The 19,756-nt window shown below is 64.7% G+C and carries 21 protein-coding genes; 12 read left to right on the plus strand and 9 right to left on the minus strand.

What is annotated here, in order from left to right:
• Positions 1-113: 113 nt before the first annotated feature.
• From BRAGE_RS0123100 to BRAGE_RS55975, 3 genes are all read right to left on the minus strand, one after another.
• Positions 114-1,490 (minus strand): sensor histidine kinase, encoded by a 1,377-nt coding sequence (locus BRAGE_RS0123100; RefSeq protein WP_027558813.1) that lies wholly within the window; start codon positions 1,488-1,490, stop codon positions 114-116.
• A gap of 94 nt (positions 1,491-1,584) precedes the next feature.
• Positions 1,585-2,250 (minus strand): response regulator transcription factor, encoded by a 666-nt coding sequence (locus BRAGE_RS0123105; protein WP_018315821.1) that lies wholly within the window; start codon positions 2,248-2,250, stop codon positions 1,585-1,587.
• A gap of 225 nt (positions 2,251-2,475) precedes the next feature.
• Complete coding sequence (locus BRAGE_RS55975) at positions 2,476-2,631, minus strand: hypothetical protein (RefSeq protein WP_162832009.1); 156 nt, start codon at positions 2,629-2,631, stop codon at positions 2,476-2,478.
• A 230-nt stretch (positions 2,632-2,861) separates the two neighbouring features.
• Between BRAGE_RS55975 and BRAGE_RS0123115 the strand changes: the two genes are divergently transcribed.
• The 6 genes from BRAGE_RS0123115 (at position 2,862) to BRAGE_RS57730 (ending at position 5,580) form a co-directional block, all read left to right on the plus strand.
• Complete coding sequence (locus tag BRAGE_RS0123115; RefSeq protein ID WP_027558812.1) at positions 2,862-3,842, plus strand: Ku protein; 981 nt, start codon at positions 2,862-2,864, stop codon at positions 3,840-3,842.
• A gap of 59 nt (positions 3,843-3,901) precedes the next feature.
• On the plus strand, positions 3,902-4,138 hold the full coding sequence (locus BRAGE_RS0123120) for a hypothetical protein (protein ID WP_027558811.1): 237 nt from the start codon (positions 3,902-3,904) through the stop codon (positions 4,136-4,138).
• A 17-nt stretch (positions 4,139-4,155) separates the two neighbouring features.
• Entirely contained in the window at positions 4,156-4,359 is a 204-nt protein-coding gene (locus BRAGE_RS52980; protein ID WP_084334246.1) for a hypothetical protein, read from the plus strand.
• Between the two features lie 82 nt (positions 4,360-4,441).
• Positions 4,442-4,624 (plus strand): hypothetical protein, encoded by a 183-nt coding sequence (locus BRAGE_RS0123130; protein ID WP_027558810.1) that lies wholly within the window; start codon positions 4,442-4,444, stop codon positions 4,622-4,624.
• Between the two features lie 193 nt (positions 4,625-4,817).
• Positions 4,818-4,982, plus strand: coding sequence for a Flp family type IVb pilin (locus BRAGE_RS0123135; RefSeq protein WP_027558809.1), 165 nt, complete (start codon positions 4,818-4,820; stop codon positions 4,980-4,982).
• Positions 4,983-5,340: 358 nt separating this feature from the next.
• Complete coding sequence (locus BRAGE_RS57730) at positions 5,341-5,580, plus strand: hypothetical protein (RefSeq protein ID WP_416207790.1); 240 nt, start codon at positions 5,341-5,343, stop codon at positions 5,578-5,580.
• Between the two features lie 115 nt (positions 5,581-5,695).
• On the opposite strand, the gene BRAGE_RS0123145 is transcribed toward BRAGE_RS57730, so the two are convergent.
• The 6 genes from BRAGE_RS0123145 to BRAGE_RS0123170 form a co-directional block, all read right to left on the minus strand.
• Positions 5,696-6,001 (minus strand): putative quinol monooxygenase, encoded by a 306-nt coding sequence (locus tag BRAGE_RS0123145; RefSeq protein ID WP_027558807.1) that lies wholly within the window; start codon positions 5,999-6,001, stop codon positions 5,696-5,698.
• Between the two features lie 91 nt (positions 6,002-6,092).
• Positions 6,093-6,770 carry a type 1 glutamine amidotransferase domain-containing protein gene (locus BRAGE_RS0123150; RefSeq protein WP_027558806.1) on the minus strand — a complete coding sequence of 226 codons (678 nt, stop codon included), beginning with the start codon at positions 6,768-6,770 and terminating at the stop codon, positions 6,093-6,095.
• A gap of 116 nt (positions 6,771-6,886) precedes the next feature.
• A complete protein-coding gene (locus BRAGE_RS0123155; protein WP_027558805.1) occupies positions 6,887-7,531 on the minus strand; it encodes a hypothetical protein in 645 nt (214 codons plus the stop codon).
• Between the two features lie 9 nt (positions 7,532-7,540).
• Positions 7,541-9,796 carry a xanthine dehydrogenase family protein molybdopterin-binding subunit gene (locus BRAGE_RS0123160; RefSeq protein ID WP_027558804.1) on the minus strand — a complete coding sequence of 752 codons (2,256 nt, stop codon included), beginning with the start codon at positions 9,794-9,796 and terminating at the stop codon, positions 7,541-7,543.
• A 1-nt stretch (position 9,797) separates the two neighbouring features.
• Positions 9,798-10,262, minus strand: coding sequence for a (2Fe-2S)-binding protein (locus BRAGE_RS0123165; protein WP_167336520.1), 465 nt, complete (start codon positions 10,260-10,262; stop codon positions 9,798-9,800).
• 85 nt (positions 10,263-10,347) lie between these two features.
• Positions 10,348-11,283 carry a helix-turn-helix domain-containing protein gene (locus BRAGE_RS0123170; RefSeq protein ID WP_027558802.1) on the minus strand — a complete coding sequence of 312 codons (936 nt, stop codon included), beginning with the start codon at positions 11,281-11,283 and terminating at the stop codon, positions 10,348-10,350.
• A gap of 338 nt (positions 11,284-11,621) precedes the next feature.
• On the opposite strand from BRAGE_RS0123170, the gene BRAGE_RS0123175 reads away from it, so the two are divergent.
• The 6 genes from BRAGE_RS0123175 (at position 11,622) to BRAGE_RS0123200 (ending at position 19,712) form a co-directional block, all read left to right on the plus strand.
• The gene (locus BRAGE_RS0123175) at positions 11,622-12,377 is read left to right on the plus strand and encodes an alpha/beta fold hydrolase (RefSeq protein ID WP_231164314.1); all 756 of its coding nucleotides are present in this window, start codon (positions 11,622-11,624) and stop codon (positions 12,375-12,377) included.
• Between the two features lie 52 nt (positions 12,378-12,429).
• A complete protein-coding gene (locus BRAGE_RS0123180) occupies positions 12,430-13,443 on the plus strand; it encodes an aldo/keto reductase (RefSeq protein ID WP_027558800.1) in 1,014 nt (337 codons plus the stop codon).
• Between the two features lie 93 nt (positions 13,444-13,536).
• Positions 13,537-14,388 carry a VOC family protein gene (locus BRAGE_RS0123185; protein WP_108914377.1) on the plus strand — a complete coding sequence of 284 codons (852 nt, stop codon included), beginning with the start codon at positions 13,537-13,539 and terminating at the stop codon, positions 14,386-14,388.
• Positions 14,389-14,464: 76 nt separating this feature from the next.
• Positions 14,465-14,887, plus strand: a complete 423-nt coding sequence (locus BRAGE_RS0123190; protein ID WP_231164313.1) for a putative quinol monooxygenase — start codon at positions 14,465-14,467, stop codon at positions 14,885-14,887.
• 145 nt (positions 14,888-15,032) lie between these two features.
• Positions 15,033-17,969, plus strand: a complete 2,937-nt coding sequence (locus BRAGE_RS49125) for an ATP-binding protein (protein WP_051377987.1) — start codon at positions 15,033-15,035, stop codon at positions 17,967-17,969.
• An 87-nt stretch (positions 17,970-18,056) separates the two neighbouring features.
• Positions 18,057-19,712, plus strand: a complete 1,656-nt coding sequence (locus tag BRAGE_RS0123200; RefSeq protein ID WP_265442204.1) for a thiamine pyrophosphate-requiring protein — start codon at positions 18,057-18,059, stop codon at positions 19,710-19,712.
• The last annotated feature ends 44 nt before the right edge of the window (positions 19,713-19,756 follow it).

The following is a 19,756-nucleotide window of genomic DNA, read 5'->3' on the forward strand; positions in this document are numbered from 1 at the left end:
GCGATCATAGGAGGCTGCGCCTTAAGAAGCGGTTGAGGACGTTGGTGCGAATGCTCCCTTTGGCTCTGCGGATTGGCCGTCCTCAAGCCGAAAAATCCCGTAGAAACAAGGGATTATATTCCTGGGAGCACCAGCTCGGCGCGCAGGCCCCCGATCGGCGCGCCGCTGAGGGACAGGCTGCCGCCATAGAGCGCGGCAAGGTCGGTCACGATGGACAGGCCAAGTCCCGAGCCGGGTTTGGACTCGTCCAGCCGCTGGCCGCGCCGGGAGACCTGGGCGCGCTCGGCCTCCGACAGGCCGCGGCCGTCGTCGTCGACGAGGATCCGCAGCCGCGGGCCGGTGTCCGCCTGACGCGCCGTCTCGACCAGGACCTCGATGAAGACCCGGGAGGCCGCCCATTTGCAGGCATTGTCGACGAGATTGCCGACCATCTCCTCCAGATCCTGCCGCTCGCCGCGAAACTTTGCCGATGGATCGGCCTTGGCCTCGACCATGATGCCGCGGTTGCGGTGGATCTTCTCCATGGTCCGCCGTAGCGCCTCGATGGCAGGTGCAACCTCCGTCACGGTCGCGACCACCGAGACCCGCGCCGCAATGCGGGCGCGCTCCAGATGATGGGCGACCTGGTCGCGCATCACGTCGGCCTGCTCCATCACCTTGGCCGCGAACGGCTCGGCGGCGTGGGCGCCGGCCTCGTTGACGATGACCGAGAGCGGCGTCTTGATCGCGTGGGCGAGATTGCCGACATGGGTGCGCGCGCGCTCGACGATCTCGCGATTGGCTTCGATCAGCGCGTTGGTCTCGCGCGCCAGCGGCGCGATCTCGACCGGGAATTCGCCCTCGAGCCGCTCAGCCCGCCCGGAGCGGATGTCGGCGATCGATTCCGAGATGCGCTTGAGCGGCGCGAGGCCAAAGCGGACCTGGAATACCGTGGTCAGCAGCAGCACGATGCCGAGCGCGGTGAAGGTGCCGCCGAGATAGTAGTCGAAGCTGCGTGTCTCGTCGAAAATCTCGGTGTCGTCGCCGGCGACGCTGACCAGGAATTTGCCGTCGGCACCGAGATCGACCGGCCGCTCCACCATGCGCAGGTTCTGCCCCTCGGGCCCGTCGACGTAGGCGAGGCGAATGCCGGCGGCGGTGAGCTCGGCGCCCTGCTCCTCCAGCTTCGGCAGCTTCTTGTCCCACAGCGAGCGCGAGGAGCGCACCTCCGGCTTCTCGGTATCGGTGCGCGTGATCTGCCAGTACCAGCCGGACAGCGGCAGCTCGAACAGCGGCTCGCCGAGCGACTGGAACTGGCGGTCCGGCGGCTCGTCGGGGGTCGCGACCTCGGCGATGAGGGTGCGCAGATAGAGATTGAGCCGGCGGTCGAAGGCGCGCTCGGTGGCGTTCTTGTAGACCGACGACAGCACGACGCCGGTGATGGCCAGGATCACCACGAGCCACGCCGTCGCCGACAGGAACAGCCGGTTGGCAAGTGAGCTAGCGGCCATCGGAACGGTCCCGGCAGGCGCAGGATGTCAGGGCGTCGAACGTCATAACCGGACCAAGGCCCCTGTTCGGGCTGTCGTCAAGCCCGAGGGGGCTTCAGGCGGCCGGCGGGGTCAGGAGATAGCCGAGCCCGCGGACGGTCTGGATGATGTCGACGTCGAGCTTCTTGCGGATGCGGCCGACGAAGACCTCGATGGTGTTGGAGTCACGGTCGAAATCCTGGTCGTAGAGATGCTCGACCAGCTCGGTGCGGGAGACGACGCGCCCGGAATGGTGCATCAGATAGGCCAGAAGCCGATATTCGTGCGAGGTCATCTTGACGGGATTGCCCGACACGCTGACCCGGCCGGTCCTGGTGTCGAGCGTGACGGGGCCGCAAGACAGCTCGCTCTGGGCATGGCCGGTGGAGCGGCGCAGCAGGGCGCGGATACGCGCCAGCACCTCCTCGAGATGGAACGGCTTGGCGACATAGTCGTCGGCGCCGGCATCGAAGCCCTGGACCTTGTCGCTCCAGCGGTCGCGCGCGGTGAGGATCAGCACCGGCATGGTGCGGCCGTTGCGGCGCCATGCCTCCAGCACCGAGATGCCGTCCTTCTTCGGCAGACCGATGTCGAGCACAACGGCGTCGTAGGGCTCGTTGTCGCCGAGATAATGCCCCTCCTCCCCGTCGAAGGCGCGATCGACGACGTAGCCGGCGTCGGTCAGCGCCTTGGTGAGCTGGCGATTGAGATCGGGGTCGTCCTCAACAACGAGCAGGCGCACGTTTCTCTCCAGAGATAGGCCGCATCAACTGCGCCAGAGATGAGCAATTCCGGCGTGAACTGAATATGAACGCGGGGAACTGCCTGCGTTACTTTTTAGTCATATACTAACAACGCGCCGACGCGACTGCGCCCGCCGGGCCACCGGATGAGCCGGGGCATGGCGAGCGCAATGTGCCGCTTTGCGCGGCGAGTCGGAAGGGTCTGAACGCCTCGACGTCGGCCGTCAGGTCCGGAAGAACACGAACCAGACGACGGCGAGGATCAGGATTGCCAGTCCGGTCGAGATGGCGAGCAGCGCGGCCACCGAAGGTCCGGGCTCGCCCTGGCGGGCCTCGGTCGGAGTTTCGACGATCCGGTTCTGCTCTCGCGTGGTTGCCATGATGCCCTCAATCTCTGGATGTCGCCTCCGATGGTCGGCGACCATGTCGCCGCCCTGGAGCCAACGCTCGATCCGAAATGATGTTCCGGCTTTTGCCGCGGACTGAGGCAGCAACCGCACGCCCAATGGCCAGTTAACGCAGTTGCAAGATTCCGCATCGCGCCTTGCTATGATTCGGTGTTCCCCGATGGTATTCTTGTCTGCTGTCCCCGTTGCGTTTGGAGTAGCCCATGGCCCCCCGCGCCAATTGGAAGGGTTTTCTGCGTCTGTCGCTCGTGACCTGCCCGGTCGCGCTGTATCCGGCCACTTCGGATACCGAGAAGGTCTCGTTCAACCAGATCAACCGCAAGACCGGCCACCGGATCAAGTATCTGAAGGTCGACGCCGAGACCGGTGACGAGGTGATCTCCGAGGACATCGTCAAGGGCTACAAGGTCGACACCGACACCTACATCGAGGTCACCAAGGACGAGCTCGACGACATCGCGCTCGATTCCACGCACACGATCGACATCGACGAGTTCGTGCCGAAGGCCGACATCGACAACCGCTACCTGATCCGCCCCTATTATCTCGTGCCCGACGGCAAGGTCGGCCACGACGCCTATGCGGTGATCCGCGAGACCATCCGCAGCATGGACAAGGTCGCGATCGGCCGCGTGGTGCTGACCAACCGCGAGCACATCATCGCGCTGGAGCCGCTCGAGAGCGGCCTGATGGGCACGCTGCTGCGCTATCCCTACGAGGTCCGCAGCGAGACCGAATATTTCGACGACATCCAGGACGTGAAGCTGACCAAGGACATGCTCGACCTTGCCAAGCACATCGTGGAGAAGAAGTCCGGCGCGTTCGAGCCCGAGCTGTTCGAGGACCATTACGAGACCGCGCTGATCGACCTGATCAACAAGAAGCGCAGCGGCATGCCCATCACCGCGAAGGCAACGCCAAAGACCGGCGGCAACGTCATCAGCCTGATGGACGCGCTGAAGAAGAGCATCGCGAACGAGAAGGATGCAGCTCCCGCGGCGAAGGTCGCCAAGGAGGCGGTCAAGGGCAAGAAGCCGAAGAAGCGCGTCGAGGGCCAGCGCGAGATGCTGCTGCCGATATCAGGCAAGGGCGGCAAGGACGCTGCTGCGAAGACGGCGAAGGAGCCCGCGAGGAAGGCCGACAAGCCGGTGCGCGCGCCGGCGCGGGCGAAGAAGGCCGGCTAGCGGCATCACACCGTCGCATCGCGCCGTGATCTCTCCCCTCGCCGATCGGCCGGCCTGACATGCCCTGGTCGGCGGCGTTCGACGAACCCATTGCCTTGCGCGGCGGGCGTAAGCTGCTGACGCTGCAGGAGGCGGCCGATCACATCATGCGGCTGCCCGAGGACGCGCAGCATGCCCCCCACTGGCAGACCGCGATCGAGACGCTGATCCATGCGGCCGAGACCGGCGGCGGCTGGATGATGTTCGCCCGCATCGCGATGTTGCGGGCGCTGAACGCGGACGCCGGCCGCAGCTAAAGCGCGATGAGATTGGGATGAATCGTCATCGCGCTTTAGGTTGTTGTTTGAGCATGATCTTTTCGGAAAACCGCTTCGCACTTTTCCGGATCATGCTTTATGCGCTGTGTCGCGTGCAGGATTCTGCGCACGCGTCGCTCGCCGCCTGGCCGGCGAACAGCCTCAACAATCCGTTAAGCCCGTATCGTGGTTTTCGCCTGCTCTCGGAGGACACCACGTAATCCTACGGAAGACAAAATTAACCTTCGATTCCCGCTGCGCAGAGCATGGTTGCGCCGTCGATTGAATCCGGGGGTTGCACCCGTGCCGCAGCAGGACGCCAGAAAGAACTACATCGGCCTCGTCAACGACACGGCCGAGGACGAGCGCCTCGCCGGCAGCTCCGCGCAGTCGCAGCCGCGCGTCATGAGCTATCTGGTCGGGCGCCTTGCCGCTGTGCTGAAACGCTCCGGCAACGCCGCGCCGGGGCGCTCGATCACGTCCTGAGCGGAGACAGCGTCAAATCCAGCCAAATCCGGTGATGAAACCTTAAGTCAACGAATGGCATCGTATATGGCCGCAGGCAGGAAGCATCCCGCCTGGCCTTTTGCGCGCGCACGCGCCCCCGAAAGTTAGTGAATCAATTTACCATTCCGAAAACGGCGCCAGCCTACGTTGGACGGATGAACAGGAGTTGACGATGACTTTGCTCAGGTCATTTCTTGCCGATGAAAATGGTGCCACCGCCATCGAGTATTGCCTGATCGCCGCCGGCATCGCGCTCGCGATCGTCACCATCGTCAACAACACCGGCAGCGCGCTCCTCAACAACAAGTTCAACTCGGTCAGCTCGGCGATGAAGTAACGGCCGCTGTGGCCTGACGCGACGCCTCCCTGCACGCTCGCCGGAGCCCGCCCGGGTAGGGCGAAGCAAACTCCCCATTTCCGTCACCTTTGGCAGCCATTTGGGTGCTGATATTCTTCAGCACGACATGGCCGAACAGTCATGCTGTCGATCATTGAACCAAGGTTGTTTGAGGATGCCGATGAGACGCACGATGGTTCTGGCTGTCTGCCTCGCGTTTGTCGGCGCCTGGTCGCAGGATAGCGCGAGAGGACAGACCGCGCCGCCGGTTTCGCTTGCTCCGCCCCAAGCGTCGCAGCCGCAAGCATCGCCGCCAGCGAGCGCCAGGAACTCCCGGCCCAAGCGCGATCCAGCCTTGGTGACCGCGCCCGGCGCAGCACCTTCGGCGCCCGTGATCGGCGGGTTTCCGGCATCGCCCAATCCCGCCGCCGACTACGACGGTTTCAGCGTCGGCACCGAGGACAACGACACCCCGCGGCAGGCGGCGCCGCCGGCCCGGTCACGCGGGGCAAAGAATGGCTCCACGGACCCGGACTCGTTCGATCCGGAAGATGAGGCGTTGAGACGAAAGCTGACGATCTGCAAGAACTGCAAATAGGAGGTTTGTCCACTGGCCAGCCCGAACTTCGGCCGTGGCAGTTCACAAGCTCCTAGCCCGGATGGAGCGCAGCGAAATCCGGGGAGCTGTTCGCGGGTGCAGTTGCTGACGCCGTTCACCGGCCACCGACCTCAACCGCTTCCAAGACCACGGCCGTCCGATCAGCCAGCTCGGGAATTTTGGCCAGGTAGGCCTGGTAATGCGGCGTGGTTCGGTGAGCTTCTACGGCCGCAACGTCCCGATACAGCTCGTCGAGAACGTAGCGATCTTCATTCGATATGTCGCGCCAGACTTCCCAGCGCAGGTTACCGGGTTCGGCCCTGGAATGCGGTGCCATGCCGACAAGCAGTGCCCTGAGTTCAGCGGACTTGCCTGGGCGAGCAACCAGGATTGCGGTAATCTTGGATGGCGATTGCGTCATTCGACAGCTCCCGATGCGAGGGCAAGCGCAGCTTCAGAGATGCCGAGCCCCCTCGCGAATTGCGTCCACTCCGAAATTTCAGATGTTCGCGTCACCGGTCCTGTCGCTTGAGGGCGGACAGCAACTCTTTTCCCAGCGGTCCGGCCGAAGCGGGGTTCTGCCCCGTGATGAGCCGGCCGTCGACGACGACGTGAGGCTGCCAGTTGGCCGCAGACGAGTACTCGGCGCCCTCTGCCCTCAACGCGTCCTCGAGCTCGTAAGGCACATCCTCGCGGGCGTAGTCGTACTCTTCCTTCTTTGAGAAGGACGTTAGCTTCTTGCCGCGCACGAAAGGGGTACCGTCACCAAGGTCAACACCAAGCAGCGCGCACGGCCCGTGACAAACAGCGCTGACGAGCTTGCCGGTGCTCCAGGCGCGCACGATGGCATTCTGGACCGCTGCGTTGCGCTGGATGTCCACCATGGGCCCGAGACCTCCGGGCACCAGGATGGCGTCGTAGTCGGCGGCATCCACCTCGGACAACTTTCGACTGTGATTTAGGCGACGAAAGGCTTTGCTCGCGAGGAAATCCTTCTGGGCGGGATCTTTCTCGTCGTACGCATCGTAAGGCGTCCATCCCCCGGCCGGGGACGCGAACTCCACCGCGACGCCAGCCTTGTCGAGCACCTCGAAAGGATGGGCGACCTCGGCGAAAAAGAAGCCGACCTTGCGATTATGCGGACCGAGCACGGCTGCGTTGGTGACGATGAAGAGGACATGTTGGGTCATGGGTTACTCCTTTGCATTCAGGTGGCCAGAGCACCACTGCTGGCCGACCAACAACTTTGCCGTCGAGATTGCGGTCCCCACCATTGGGATCGCGTTGACGCGACGCAGAGAACGCCTCACTCCGGACAGGGCTGCCCCGCGGCCCCCCACAGGGCCATGTCCTTGACGTGATCCTCGAAGGTGCCCGGTGGCGTGGAGCGGCCTGCGCCGGGCGACCAGCCGCGGGGGATGAAGCCGTTCAACGACGCATCGTGGCGCAGATGATCGAGGAGACCGGCGGCATCGCGCCCGCCATTGCGCTTGGGATCCTTCAGCTGCGCGCAGATCTCGGCGCCGCTCTTGCCGAACCAGATGAAAGCCACCGGCGCGAGCTGCCAGTCGATGCCCGCGCGCGGCGGCGACGGTGCCGGCTCGTTCGCCTGGGCCGAGGTCATGTGACAGGTCGAGCACGGGATCGCCTCCGCGCCGATCCGGCTCTCGCCGCCATGGATGTTCATGCCATGCACGCGTGGTTTTGTTTCCCCTGCCGGCGTCCAGATCGGGATCGCCTTGGCATCGACATGGCAATTGGCGCAGCGCGGATGCGTCACCACCGCTTCAATCCGCTTCCAGGCCAAAAGCCCTTCGGCGCGGCTGACGCTGCCCGCCGGCAGCACGTCCTTCGCGCCTTCCTTGGCACCTTCGTCCTTGGCCGCGACAATTCCGGTGAGAGCCGCGATCGTGGACGCGGCGATGACGAGCGCAATCAGAGACCTCTTCATCGCTGATCCTCACACGAAATCGATGAACTTGTTGAAGGGCATTTCGCGGATCCGCAGTCCGGTCGCCGCGAAGATCGCATTGGCGAGCGCGGGCGCGGCGGGAGGAACCGGCGGCTCGCCGACGCCTCGCACTTTCGGATCGTTCTCGAGCCCGCGCACCTCGATGACCGGACATTGGTAGATCCGCATCGCTTCGTGATGATTGTAATTGGTCTGCTGCACCGCGCCCTTGGCATAGGTGAGCTCGCAATTGATGGCGTGGCCAAGGCCCCAGACGACGCCGCCCTGCACCTGGTTCTCGAAATTGACGGGATCGACGACCTTGCCGACGTCAACCGCGACCCAGACCTTGTCGATCCTGATGCCGCGGTCCGTCTTCGTCACCTCGACCACTTCGGCCACCGGCGTTCCGAAGGATTCCACGAAGGCGACGCCGCGGCCTCGGCCGTTGCCGAGCGGTCCCTTCCAGTCCGACATCTCCGCGACCGTCTCCAGGACCTTGCGATAGTGCGGCACGGTGCACATCGCGATGCGCCCCCTCATGGGATCAAGGCCCGCGGCATGGATCAGCTCGTCGATGAAGCTTTCGGTGAAGAAGCCCGATGTCGAGGCGCCGACCGACCGCCACGTCGTGCTCGGCGAAAGTCCCTGCGCCTCAAAGCTCGTGGCGCGGAAATTGGGGATGTCGTAATAGACGTTCCACAGGCCGGCGGCCAATTGCCCGTCGGGATCCTTCGAGGGTGTGCCCGAACGTTCGAGCAGCCCCTTGAGCGGGGTCGTCGAGGCCAGTTGCAGGTCGGCCGCGACGATCTTGCCCTTGTCGATGCTGCCACGGTGCCGGGCGATCGCAATCTGCCGCGGAATGTCCTGGAGAAAGTCCTCCTCGCGCGAGAACACCAGCTTGATCGGCATTCCCTTCATCTGATTGGCGATCTCGGCGAGAACGCGGACGTTCTCGTACTCGAGACGGTGGCCAAAGCTTCCGCCAGTCCACTGATTGTGGAAGGTGACCTGCTCGGGCTTGAGGCCGATCGCCGTCGCCGCGACATATTGCACGAAGCGAGGGCTCTGGTGGCCGACCCAGATCTCCATGCCCTTGTCGGTGACGAGGCCGATCCCGTTCAGCGGTTCGAGCGGCTGATGCGCCACGTAAGGAGCGCGATACTCGGCCTCGACGCGCGTGCCCGTCTTCAGGCCACCTTCGATGTCGCCGATCTTCTTCCACTCCTTGCCCAGGAATTCCGGCTTGAACGAGGATTCCAGGACCTTCCAATGGTCGGCCTGCTCGGCGGGATAGACCGAGGGCGCCCACTCGCAAGCGATGGCGTCGACCGCCTTCATGGCGTACCAGCTGTTCGTCGCGATCACCGCAACGCCATTCTTGATCTCGAGGATCTGCTTCACCCCCGGCATCGCGCGCGCCTTGCTCGCGTCGTAGGATTTCAGCGGCTGCCCCTTGTTGGGGTTCAGCTTGACGGAGGCATAGAGCATGCCGTCCATCTTCATATCGATGCCGAACTTCAGCTCGCCCATCACTTTCGAGCGGACGTCGAGCCGCATCATCGGCTTGCCGAGCATGCGCCATTTTGACGGGTCGCGCGGCTGTGCATCTAGCACCGGCGGAATTTTTGAAGCGTCCGCGGCGAGATCGACATAGGCGATCTTGGTTCCGTTGGGCAGGATCACATGGCCGGATTGGGTGCGAAGGTCGGCCACGGCGACACCCGAACGCTTGGCCGCAGCGGCCTTGAGCGTCTCGCGCGCGACCGCACCGGCAACGCGCAGCTTTTGATAGGTGTCCGGAATCGTGCTCGATCCACCCGTCATTTGCAGGCCGGCTTGTCTCAACCATTCGAGCGTCTTGGCACGCGCTTCCTCGGCGGCCGGACTCTGGTCCGCTGCGACGAACGGCGCGAACTCGTCGGCGAAGCCGGTGTTGAAATAGGCGGGACTGGGACCAGCGAAGCGAATCTCGAACTGGCCGGGATCGAGGTCCATCTCTTCGGCGATCATGATCGGCTGCACCGAGCCGACGCCCTGGCCGATATCGGCGTGCTGCGCGATCAGCGTGATCTTGTCCGGGGTGATCTCGACCCAGGGGTTGAAGGTCACCGAGTTCGGGGCGAGGCCCGCAGCCAGCGGATTGCCATCGGCGCTCGGCGCGGCCGCCTCAGCGTGACTATAGGCACCGAAAGCAATGCCGCCGGCGACGGCAGCGGAGCCGAAAACGAAAGCCCGACGCGATAGGGTCTGCATGTGGCCCATCTCACTTCTCCGCCATCTTCTTCGCCGCAGCCGCATGGATCGCCGCGCGGATGCGCGGATAGGTGCCGCAGCGGCAGAGATTGCCGGACATTACCTGATTGATCTCCTCGTCCGTCGGCTGGGAGATCAGATCAAGGAGGGAGATGGCCTGCATGATCTGGCCGGTCTGGCAGTAGCCGCATTGCGGGACTTGATGCTCGATCCAGGCCTGCAGGACCGGATGCTGCTCCCTCTTCTCCAGCCCTTCGAGCGTGACGACCGACTTGCCCGCGACCTCGCCGATATGCGCCTGGCAGGACCGGACCGCCATTCCGTCGATCTGCACGGTGCAAGCACCGCATTGCGCGACCCCGCAACCGTATTTGGGACTGGTGATGCCGAGCTCGTCGCGCAGCACCCAGAGCAGAGGCATCTCGGCAACGACGTCCACCTGGCGCTTGATCCCGTTCACCGTGAGCTCGATCATGTCGGTCTATCTCCTCGCGGATCATCTGGTCGGCACAACAGCACTGCCTCATGGACTCCGAGGCGTATTTCCGATTCCTGCGAGATCATGCGCAATCCCTGCGGAATGCCGCATCGGAACGATCTACCTTCACGTCGGCTTGGCCGCAGCACAATTCGCGATACTGCCCCGGCGTGAGACTTGCGGCCTTGCGGAACACGCGCGTGAAATTGGCTTGCGAGCCGAAGCCGAACGCCAGCGCGATTTCGACCAAGGACAAACGGTCGCGTGCGAGCTCGTGCCGGGCAGCCTGGACGCGGCGATCGGTCACATAGCGGTGCGGTGACAATCCGGTCGCCTCGCGAAACAGCCGGGAGAAATGATAGGGGCTGAGGCAGGCCTGGGCCGCCAGATCCTCGAGCCTGATATCGCTGCCGAGAGAAGCCTCGATATAGTCCAGCACGCGCTGGAGGCGCCGCGGGTCGAGCGACGGCGATTTGTCCGGCGCGCGCCAGCGGTCGATCGTATAATTCGCGAGAAGATGTGCCGCGAGCGCAACCTGGATTCCCTTCACAAACAGCGCGTCGGTCGGCTGGCGCGCGCGATGGAGCAGATCGCGCAGCGGCGAGCAGATGTGGAAGAGCACCTGGTCCGCCAGACCGTGGGCGTAGGCGATCTCGACTTTCGCCGGATCGATATCGAAGTCCGCAAGCGCACTCTGGTCCAGCAGCGCCGGCGGAAGATAGAGATGAAGGCATTCCATTCGGTCCGACAGTTCGAGATGGCTCTCCTGCGTCCCCACGGGAACGAGGTAGCTCATGCCCGGCCGCGCGAGACTCTTCTGGACTTCGCCGTTGCCGGCCCGGCACACCATGCCGCCGCCTGACAGCACCATGACGATTTCGGTGCAGATGGGGATGGGCGTTGCCTGGCGCCCCGCCTCGAACCTGCGATGCTCGATGCTCAGCCCCGGCCAATCGCCCGCCGCTGCGAGCTTCTCGCTGTTCTTGTATTTCTCATCTCCATGCGTCACGAGCGCCATCACGACCTCCGCAAGTTGCGGCGAATTCCGGCCCCGTATCGCGAACGCGCGATCATTCCATCCGGTGATGAGTTGCAGCCCCGGCCGCTGCCACGCCGATCTCCGAATTTCTCACAAGCGGCGATGACGAAGTCCAGAGGCGGCTCGGTTAAAAGAGGTAAAAGGCAGGCAAGGCAAAGGCTTGGCGCGTGTCGCAGTTGGCGTCGAACGCTGATCTCTTCGCGAATGAGCAAGAAGCGTCGGTCATCGCGCAGGAATCGGAAATACCGCAGTGCTCGCGAGCGCTAGTGAAGCGCGCATCAACGGCAATGCCGCCGTATTGAGGATCGGAGCCTGGTATGAAGACTCTTATCTCCGCACTTGCCGCAATGTCGATCGCAGTGGCCGCTCCCGCGGTCGCGGCCGAGAGAACCGTTTCCATCGTCCTCGTCCACGGCGCCTTCGTCGATGGCTCGGGCTGGAAGGACACCTACGATATCCTCTCGAATGCGGGCTATGAGGTGCTCGTCGTCCAGCAGCCGACGATCTCGCTGCGAGACGATGTCGCGGAGACCGAACGCGTGATCGCCAAGGCGCGGCATCCGGTCATTCTGGTCGGACATTCCTATGGCGGAATGGTCATCACGGAAGCCGGCGACAATCCGAAGGTTCGCAGCCTCGTCTATCTCGCGGCATTTGCGCCCGACGCCGGGGAGTCGGTCAGCACGCTGGCGGAAGCGCCGGTGCCCGCCGGCGAGCACAAGGCTCCGCTGGTCGCCGAGGGCAACTATCTTCTCGTCGACCGCGACAAATTCCCCACCTCTTTCGCGGCCGATGTCGACGCGGCGACGACCCGCTTCATGGGTGCCGCACAACTGCCGTGGGGATTGCAGGCGGTGCAGACCAAGGTCGACCGCGTGGCCTGGAAGACGAAGCCGACCTATTACATGGTGACCAGCGAGGATCACATGATCCCTCCGACGGCACAGCGCACCATGGCCAAGCGCTCCGGCGCGAAGGTGACGGAGATGAAAAGCAGCCACGCGGTGATGCTGTCGCATCCGCGCGAGGTCGCGGCGTTCATCAGAAGTGCGGACACATCCGCGGCCGACTGAGTCGGCCGGCCCGCGCACGGATCGTTTCGGCTGTCACAGAAGGACTCGCAACATGGCTCTCAAGGATATTCTGCCGGGGAAGCTGGGTTTCGGTGCGGCGCCGCTCGGCAACATGTTCCGCGACATCCCGGAGCAGGAAGCCCTGGCGACGGTGAACGCAGCCTGGGACGACGGCATCCGCTATTTCGACACCGCGCCTTTCTATGGCGCGGGTCTTGCCGAGATCCGCATGGGCGCTGCGCTCGCAGGCCGGCCGCGAGGCGACTATGTCGTCAGCACCAAGGTCGGGAGATTGATCCTGGACGAGATCGAGGATGTCAGCGCCCGCGACCTCGGCGAGAAGGGCGGCGTCTTCAAATATGGCCGCCCGAACAAGATCGTGAACGACTATTCCCGGGACGCAACGCTGCGCTCGATCGAGGACAGCCTGAAGCGGCTCGCTACATCCCGCATCGACATCGCCTTCGTGCACGACGTCGCGCAGGATTTTTACGGCGACGAATGGCTTTCGGTCTTCGAGACCGCGCGCAAGGGCGCGTTCAAGGCGCTCGACCGGCTGCGCGACGAGGGCGTGATCAAGGCGTGGGGCCTCGGTGTCAACCGGGTCGAGCCGATCGAGCTGCTGCTCGCGCTCGAAGAGCCGCGCCCCGACGGCTTCCTGCTCGCAGGCCGCTACACGCTGCTCGACCATGCAAGGGCGCTTCAGCGAGTGATGCCGATGGTTGCCGAGCACGAGCTCGCGATCGTCGTCGGCGGCCCCTACAGCTCCGGCGCACTCGTCGGCGGTCCCAACTTCGAATATGCGCCGGCGCCTGCGGAAATCCTCGACAAGGTCGCGCGGATCAAGGCGATCGCCGACCGCTACGGCATCAGCATGAAGGCGGCAGGCCTGCAGTTCGCGCTGGCCAATCCGGTGGTGGCGGCCGTGATTCCCGGCGCGAGCCGCCCGGGCCGCATCGCCGAGGATCGCGCTGCGCTCGGGGAAGCCATCCCCGCCGACTTCTGGCGCGAGCTCCGTTCGGAAGGGCTCGTCAACCCCGCAGCCCCGCTTCCCGCGGCCGATTGAAGCGCGCGAGCGCAGCGGACTCAGCCCGGCCGAGCGCTGCTCCGGCCGGAAGGACAACACACGCCAACCTACCTGATGACGAAGGAGAGCGACATGACAGATGAAGCAGACAAAGCCACCGACATGGGTCGCCGCACCCTGCTCCAGACCGCCGGCGCAGCCGTCGTCACCGGCCTCGTCGCCGGCGCGGCGACCGACGCGCGGGCCGCAGCACAGGACGCCGGCGGCATGTCGTCAACTGCGCGCGATGAGGCGCCGCTCGGCGCGCGGCTCCAGGGCGTCCAGCATTTCGGACTGACGGTGCAGAACATGGAGCGGGCCTATCAGTTCTACACGGAGGTGCTCGGCGGCACCGAAGTGTTCCGTCACGGCGATTTCCAGGGCGACGGCGTGCAGAACACGCTGCTGGCCGACCAGGAGATCGAGGCGAACGCGCGCGGGGTCAATCCCAGGACCATCGGCGTTCCCGACCTCAGAAGCGGAGCGCAGCGGCTCGATGTCCGCTTCATCCAGTTCGACAACATGGTGCTCGAACTGCTGCAATATCGCGAAGCCGATCAGCCGATGGGCAGTGCGAAGAGCTTTGCCGAGCCGGTGGAGCACATGAGCCCGGCGTTTCCGCGCATGATGCACATCTGCTTCTACGTTCGCGACGACGTCGACTTCAACAAGTTCATCGCCGACCTCGAAGCCGAGTCCGCGCGCCGCGGCATGACGCAGGTGAGAGCGAACCGCACCATCCGCGTCATGACGGAAGCGGACCGCAAGGCCGCTCCCCGCAGCGCCAACACGAACCGGGTCACCGCGGAACCCTCGAACGGCTGGGAGCTGATCTATTGCAAGGGGCCGGAAGGCGAGCAGCTTGAATTCGTCAAAGCACTCGGCCCGGTCAAGCAGCGTTTCAGCGAGGCCCTGGCAAAGCGGCAGCAGACAATCGTGCGCTGACCATCAAACCTCGGGCGACCGGCTTCCGCTGGTCGCCTGGCAAAGCGCCCACGATCTCAATGTGAAAGACTTCATCATGCAAATGCTCGTCCGCAATTCGCTCGGCGCCCTGCTCTTCGCTACCTCGATGGCCATGACGGCGGCGCCGGTCCTCGCCCAGGAAGCCCCGCGTGTGCGCTATCAGGAGATTCCGGAAGGCGCCTATTCGGTGGTGGCCCAGGTCCGCGCCAAGCCAGGGAAGGAAGACGAATTGCGCACCGCCACACTGCCGCTGATCGACCTCGTTCGCGGCGATCCCAAGAACCTGGTCTATTTTCTCCAGGAAGACCGTGCCAAACCCGGTCATTTCATCTTCTATGAGGTGTTCGCCAGCCAGGCCGATTTCGACGCGCATAACGCGATGCCCTATGTGCAGACTTGGTTCGCCAAGCTTCCGGAACTTGCCGATGGCGGTGTCGAGGTCATGCGCATGGCGGTTCTCGGCAAGCCCAAAAAATAGCCGGCGCCTGCGCGCGAGCGGTTTTGTCGCAGCATCCTGCGGCCGAATGCCCGCAGCAATCGTGCGAATTCAGAACGGCTTACTTCAACAAGTTTACAGCGCATGATAATTGCAGGCGATCTGTTCGATCGATTGGCAATGATCAATGCGGGCTGCCACGGAGACACGGCAACGGGGCACACGCCGGCAGGAGCTCACCTACTGCTTCGGCCCCTTCCGACTGGTTCCCAGCCGCCAGCTCCTCCTGCTCGACGGGCGCCCCGTCAAACTGGGCGGGCGTGCATTCGAGCTCTTGCAGCTGCTGGTGCAGCGCCGCGGCGAGCTGGTCAGCAAGAATGAGCTGATGGCGGCGGCCTGGCCGGGCACCTTCCTCCACGACAGCAATCTCAAGGTCAACATGTGGAGCCTGCGGCGCTCGCTGGGGGATACCCAGATCGAGCCCGCCTACATCGCGACCGTGGCGCGTCGCGGGTACAAGTTCATCGCGGACGTGCAAATCAGCATCGGCGAGATCGAGGACGATCTGGCTCACGCCGATCCCCTCCCCTTGCCCAATCCGCCATTGTTGCGCGGCATCGTTGGCCGTGAAACGGAGATCGTCGAGATCGCCGACCTGTTGGCCGGCAACCGGCACGTGACCCTTGCTGGCGCAGGCGGGATCGGCAAGACGACCGTGGCCGTCGCGGCCGCACGGGCCTACGCGCCACACTGCCGGGACGGCGTCTGCTTCGTCGACCTCGCGACAATTTCCGATCCGACGCTGTTCGGCGCAGCCCTGGTGACGGCACTGGGCATCAGAGGCAATACGGACAACGGTCTGGCTGCGGCCCTCGACTATCTGAGGCCGCGGCAGATGCTGCTCATCCTGGACAATTGCGAGCATGTGCTGCCCGCCGCAACGATCTTTGCCGGCAAGTTCCTGACGGACACCTCGCCATCCAGGCTGCTCGCGACCAGCCGCGAACCGCTCGGCACCGCCACCGAACATGTCGTGCGGCTTGGTTCGCTGCCCTCGCCGCGATCCGGGCTCGCCCTGACCGTCGATGAGGCCCTGAGATTCCCGGCGGTGCAGCTGTTCGTCCGCCGCGCCGCCGAATGGTCGGACTATCAGTTCGCTGATGACGATTGCGAGGACGTCGCTTCGATCTGCCAATCGCTCGACGGCCTTCCGCTGGCGATCGAACTGGCGGCGGCCCAGATCGGCAGGTTCAATCCTCGCGAATTGGTGGCGCTGCTCGATCAAAAGCTGGGTTTTCGCGCCCCCAGCGCCGAGGGCACGCCGCCGCGCCATGAGACCCTGATGGCAACGATCGACTGGAGCTTCCGTCTGCTGTCGCAGAAGGAAGCGAGACTGTTTTGCCTTTTGTCGGTGTTCACTGACGCCTTCGACGCCGAGGACGCGGTTTTCGTCGCCGAGGCGGCAGGGCTCTCGCCGGTCGACGTCGCCACGGGCCTCAGCGGTCTCGTCGCGAAATCGCTGTTGAGCGCGCAGGCCCGGGGCGCGAGCCTGCGCTACCGGCTGCTCGACAGCACACGGCGGTATGCCGCCGAACGGCGCAAGGCCGATCCGGCCTGCGACCAGGCACTGCGCCGCCATGCACAATGCGTCCTCGCGCTGTTCGAACGGTCCGAGGAGGAGTGGAACTGGCGCGAGCCGGCCGATTGGACGCAGCGCTACCTTGGCCGCATCGCCGACTTGCGCGCTGCGCTGTCATGGGCGTTCGGCGAACAAGGTGATGCTGCCCTCGGAATCAGGCTCACAGTTGCGGCGATCACCTTGTGGTCGGAAACCTCCATCCTGTCGGAAGCGCAGGCGCGGCTGGAGGATGCGCTCGCCTTGGCCAAGACCGCCGCCTGCGGCGATCTGTCGAAGGCAAAGCTCGCCTGCGCCCTCGGATGGAGCCTGTTCTACGCGCGCAACATGTCGAATGAGAACGAGGTTGCCTGGCAAGATGCCATCGCTTTTGCGCGGCGGGCCGGCAGCATCGAGTATCAGCAGCGTGCGCTGGTGGGTTTTGCCTTTTACCTGTTGCAGATCGGCCAGATCCCGCGCGCGATAGCCCATCTCGAGGAGGCCACCGCACTGGCCGACCGCGACCGCGACCGCGATTTGACGGCAACGTCCGAAGCGGATCGGGCCTTGGCCTGGGCCCGCGCCTTTGCCGGCGAGTTGGGCAAGAGCCGCCCGGTGCTGGATCGTCTTGCGGCAACCTACTCGCTGGCCGAGGGCTGTTCGCGCAAGGATGCGAACGAGGTCTACCGGTTCATCACCGTCCGCTTCAACCTGCCGTTCGTGGCGTGGATGCAAGGGCAAGCCGACTACGCGGCGAGGCTGGCCCGCGACGCGGTCGACGCCGCGGACCGCGGCGGCCATTGGGTGTCGCAATCGAACGCGCTGGGGCTTGCCGCACTTCCTGTCGCGCTCGAAACCGGCAATCTGGATGCGCTCGAGGGCTTCACGATGCGGCTGCGTCGCAACCTGGAACGTGAACGCATCTCGCGCTGGGTCCCGGTCGAGCGCTATTTCTCCGCCTGCCTTCGTGACTTGCGCGGCGATCCGCGCGCGGTGGAGGATATTCGCGCCGCGATCGACGAGCTGATCGAATGTCGCTTCTTGATGCGGATCGGCAGCTATCTCGCGGTCCTCGCCCGCGCCTATCTGCGGCAGGGGCGGATCGCGGAGGCGCGCGAGGTCATCACGCGGGCGATCGACCATCAGGAACGTCAGGGCGAGCGCTGGTGCCGGTCGGAACTTCAAAGGGTCGAGGCAGCGGTCCTTCTCCACGCCGGCGAGCCGTTGCGCGCCGAGCAGCGGCTACAGCAGGCGCTGACCGAAGCGCGCGCCATAGGAGCGATGACATTCCAGTTGCGGATCGGCACCGATCTCGCCGCGCACTGGATCGCGACCGGCCGCAAGACCAGGGCCATCCGACTGCTCGCCCCGATTTATGACGCATTCACCGAGGGCTTCGAGACGCCAGACCTGGTTGCCCCCTCGCGCCTGTTGCGAGGCGTGCGGCCGACGGCGAGCGCCTGCGGCCATTATCGCCAGCAGGGACCGGTGCACGCTCGCGGTGCATAGCTGGCCTACCGCTGCGCCTTCCGCGCGTGCTTTACCATTCCCCGAATTCCTGATCCTCTCTCCTCAACCGGCCGGATCAACCGGCCTCTGCCTGAGGAGAGAGACGCCATGAAGCTCGGCACTGCCATTGCGGAAATCATGAGGCGCGAGGGAATCGAGATCCTCTGCGGCTATCCCGTCAACCACCTGATCGAGCACGCGGCCAAGGCCGAGATCCGCCCGGTGATGGTGCGGCAGGAGCGCGTCGGCATCCACATGGCGGATGCGATTTCGCGGGTGACGTCGGGTCGCACGATCGGCGCGTTCTGCATGCAGCATGGACCCGGCGCGGAGAACGCGATGGGCGGCGTCGCGCAGTGCTACGGCGAATCCGTGCCCGTGCTGGTGCTGCCGATGGGCTATCAGCGCCGGCTTGCGCATATCGAGCCGAACTTCAATTCCAGCGAGGCGATGAAGCCGTTCGCGAAATCATCCGAGCCGATCATCCTTGCGGCTGAAGTCGCCAACATCTTCCGCCGCGCCTTCACGAAGCTGAAGAACGGCCGGGGCGGCCCTGTGATCGTCGAGATTCCCTCCGACATGTGGAACGAGGAGGTGCCGGAGCCGCTGAACTACACGCCGGTGCTGCGCACCCGCTACGGCGCCGACCCGGTGCATGTGAGGGAGGCAGCAAGCCTGCTCGTGAATGCCAAACGGCCGGTGATCTATGCCGGCCAGGGCGTGCATTACGCGCAGGCCTGGCCGCAGCTGAAACGGCTCGCCGAGCGGCTCGCCATTCCCGTCACGACCAGCCTCGGCGGCAAATCGTCGTTTCCGGAGACGCATCCGCTGTCGCTCGGCTCCGGCGGCCTCGCCGTGCCGCGCGCGGTGCCGAAGTTCCTTGCCGAGGCCGACGTCATCTTCGGCATCGGCTGCTCCTTCACCGAGACCAATTTCGGCATCGCGATGCCGAAGGGCAAGACCATCATCCATTCGACGCTCGACCCGAACCATCTCAACAAGGATGTGGAGGCGAAGATCGGCCTCGTCGGCGATGCCGGGCTCGTGCTCGATGCGCTGCTGGAGGAGATCGGCAAGACTGTCACCGCGGATCGCGATGCGTCCGCGGTCGCGGCCGAGATCGCGGCCTCGCACAAGGAGTGGCTGGCGAAATGGATGCCGAAGCTGACCAGCAATGACGCGCCGCTCAACCCCTATCGCGTGCTGTGGGACCTGCAACACACCGTCGACATCAACAACACCATCATCACCCATGATGCCGGCAGTCCGCGCGACCAGCTCTCGCCGTTCTGGAGATCGGTCGAACCCCTCACCTATCTCGGCTGGGGCAAGACGACGCAGCTCGGCTATGGCCTGGGGCTCGCGATGGGCGCCAAGCTCGCCAAGCCCGACAAGCTCTGCATCAATGTCTGGGGTGACGCCGCCATCGGCTTCACCGGCATGGACTTCGAGACCGCAGTGCGCGAGCGCATCCCGATCATGTCGATCCTGCTCAACAATTTCTCGATGGCGATCGAGTTGAAGGTGATGCCGGTCTCGACCGAGAAATATCGCTCGACCGACATCTCCGGCGACTACGCCGCCATGGCGCGCGCCTTCGGCGGCTATGGCGAGCGGGTAACGAGGCCCGAGGACATCATCCCCGCGATCAAGCGCGGCATCCAGAAGACGCAGGAAGGCATTCCCGTGCTGCTGGAGTTCATCACCAGCAAGGAGACCGAGGTGTCGCGGCCGGGCACGTGAGGCCGGGCCTCGCTGCGGGCGCTGGCTCCGGCCGCAGGAGATGT

This window comes from Bradyrhizobium genosp. SA-4 str. CB756 (assembly GCF_000473125.1).
Lineage (GTDB): Bacteria > Pseudomonadota > Alphaproteobacteria > Rhizobiales > Xanthobacteraceae > Bradyrhizobium > Bradyrhizobium arachidis.

What these genes read in the sequence shown, in the direction of transcription:
- BRAGE_RS0123100 (WP_027558813.1), bottom strand. Translation starts at nt 1,490, where the DNA reads ATGGCCGCTAGCTCACTTGCCAACCGGCTGTTCCTGTCGGCGACGGCG.
- BRAGE_RS52980 (WP_084334246.1), top strand. Translation starts at nt 4,156, where the DNA reads ATGAATCGTCATCGCGCTTTAGGTTGTTGTTTGAGCATGATCTTTTCG.
- BRAGE_RS0123185 (WP_108914377.1), top strand. Translation starts at nt 13,537, where the DNA reads ATGACAGATGAAGCAGACAAAGCCACCGACATGGGTCGCCGCACCCTG.
- BRAGE_RS0123145 (WP_027558807.1), bottom strand. Translation starts at nt 6,001, where the DNA reads ATGACGCAATCGCCATCCAAGATTACCGCAATCCTGGTTGCTCGCCCA.
- BRAGE_RS0123190 (WP_231164313.1), top strand. Translation starts at nt 14,465, where the DNA reads ATGCAAATGCTCGTCCGCAATTCGCTCGGCGCCCTGCTCTTCGCTACC.
- BRAGE_RS0123150 (WP_027558806.1), bottom strand. Translation starts at nt 6,770, where the DNA reads ATGACCCAACATGTCCTCTTCATCGTCACCAACGCAGCCGTGCTCGGT.
- BRAGE_RS0123170 (WP_027558802.1), bottom strand. Translation starts at nt 11,283, where the DNA reads ATGGCGCTCGTGACGCATGGAGATGAGAAATACAAGAACAGCGAGAAG.
- BRAGE_RS0123135 (WP_027558809.1), top strand. Translation starts at nt 4,818, where the DNA reads ATGACTTTGCTCAGGTCATTTCTTGCCGATGAAAATGGTGCCACCGCC.
- BRAGE_RS0123155 (WP_027558805.1), bottom strand. Translation starts at nt 7,531, where the DNA reads ATGAAGAGGTCTCTGATTGCGCTCGTCATCGCCGCGTCCACGATCGCG.
- BRAGE_RS0123165 (WP_167336520.1), bottom strand. Translation starts at nt 10,262, where the DNA reads ATGATCGAGCTCACGGTGAACGGGATCAAGCGCCAGGTGGACGTCGTT.
- BRAGE_RS0123120 (WP_027558811.1), top strand. Translation starts at nt 3,902, where the DNA reads ATGCCCTGGTCGGCGGCGTTCGACGAACCCATTGCCTTGCGCGGCGGG.
- BRAGE_RS0123160 (WP_027558804.1), bottom strand. Translation starts at nt 9,796, where the DNA reads ATGGGCCACATGCAGACCCTATCGCGTCGGGCTTTCGTTTTCGGCTCC.
- BRAGE_RS55975 (WP_162832009.1), bottom strand. Translation starts at nt 2,631, where the DNA reads ATGGCAACCACGCGAGAGCAGAACCGGATCGTCGAAACTCCGACCGAG.
- BRAGE_RS49125 (WP_051377987.1), top strand. Translation starts at nt 15,033, where the DNA reads ATGCGGGCTGCCACGGAGACACGGCAACGGGGCACACGCCGGCAGGAG.
- BRAGE_RS0123180 (WP_027558800.1), top strand. Translation starts at nt 12,430, where the DNA reads ATGGCTCTCAAGGATATTCTGCCGGGGAAGCTGGGTTTCGGTGCGGCG.
- BRAGE_RS0123115 (WP_027558812.1), top strand. Translation starts at nt 2,862, where the DNA reads ATGGCCCCCCGCGCCAATTGGAAGGGTTTTCTGCGTCTGTCGCTCGTG.
- BRAGE_RS0123175 (WP_231164314.1), top strand. Translation starts at nt 11,622, where the DNA reads ATGAAGACTCTTATCTCCGCACTTGCCGCAATGTCGATCGCAGTGGCC.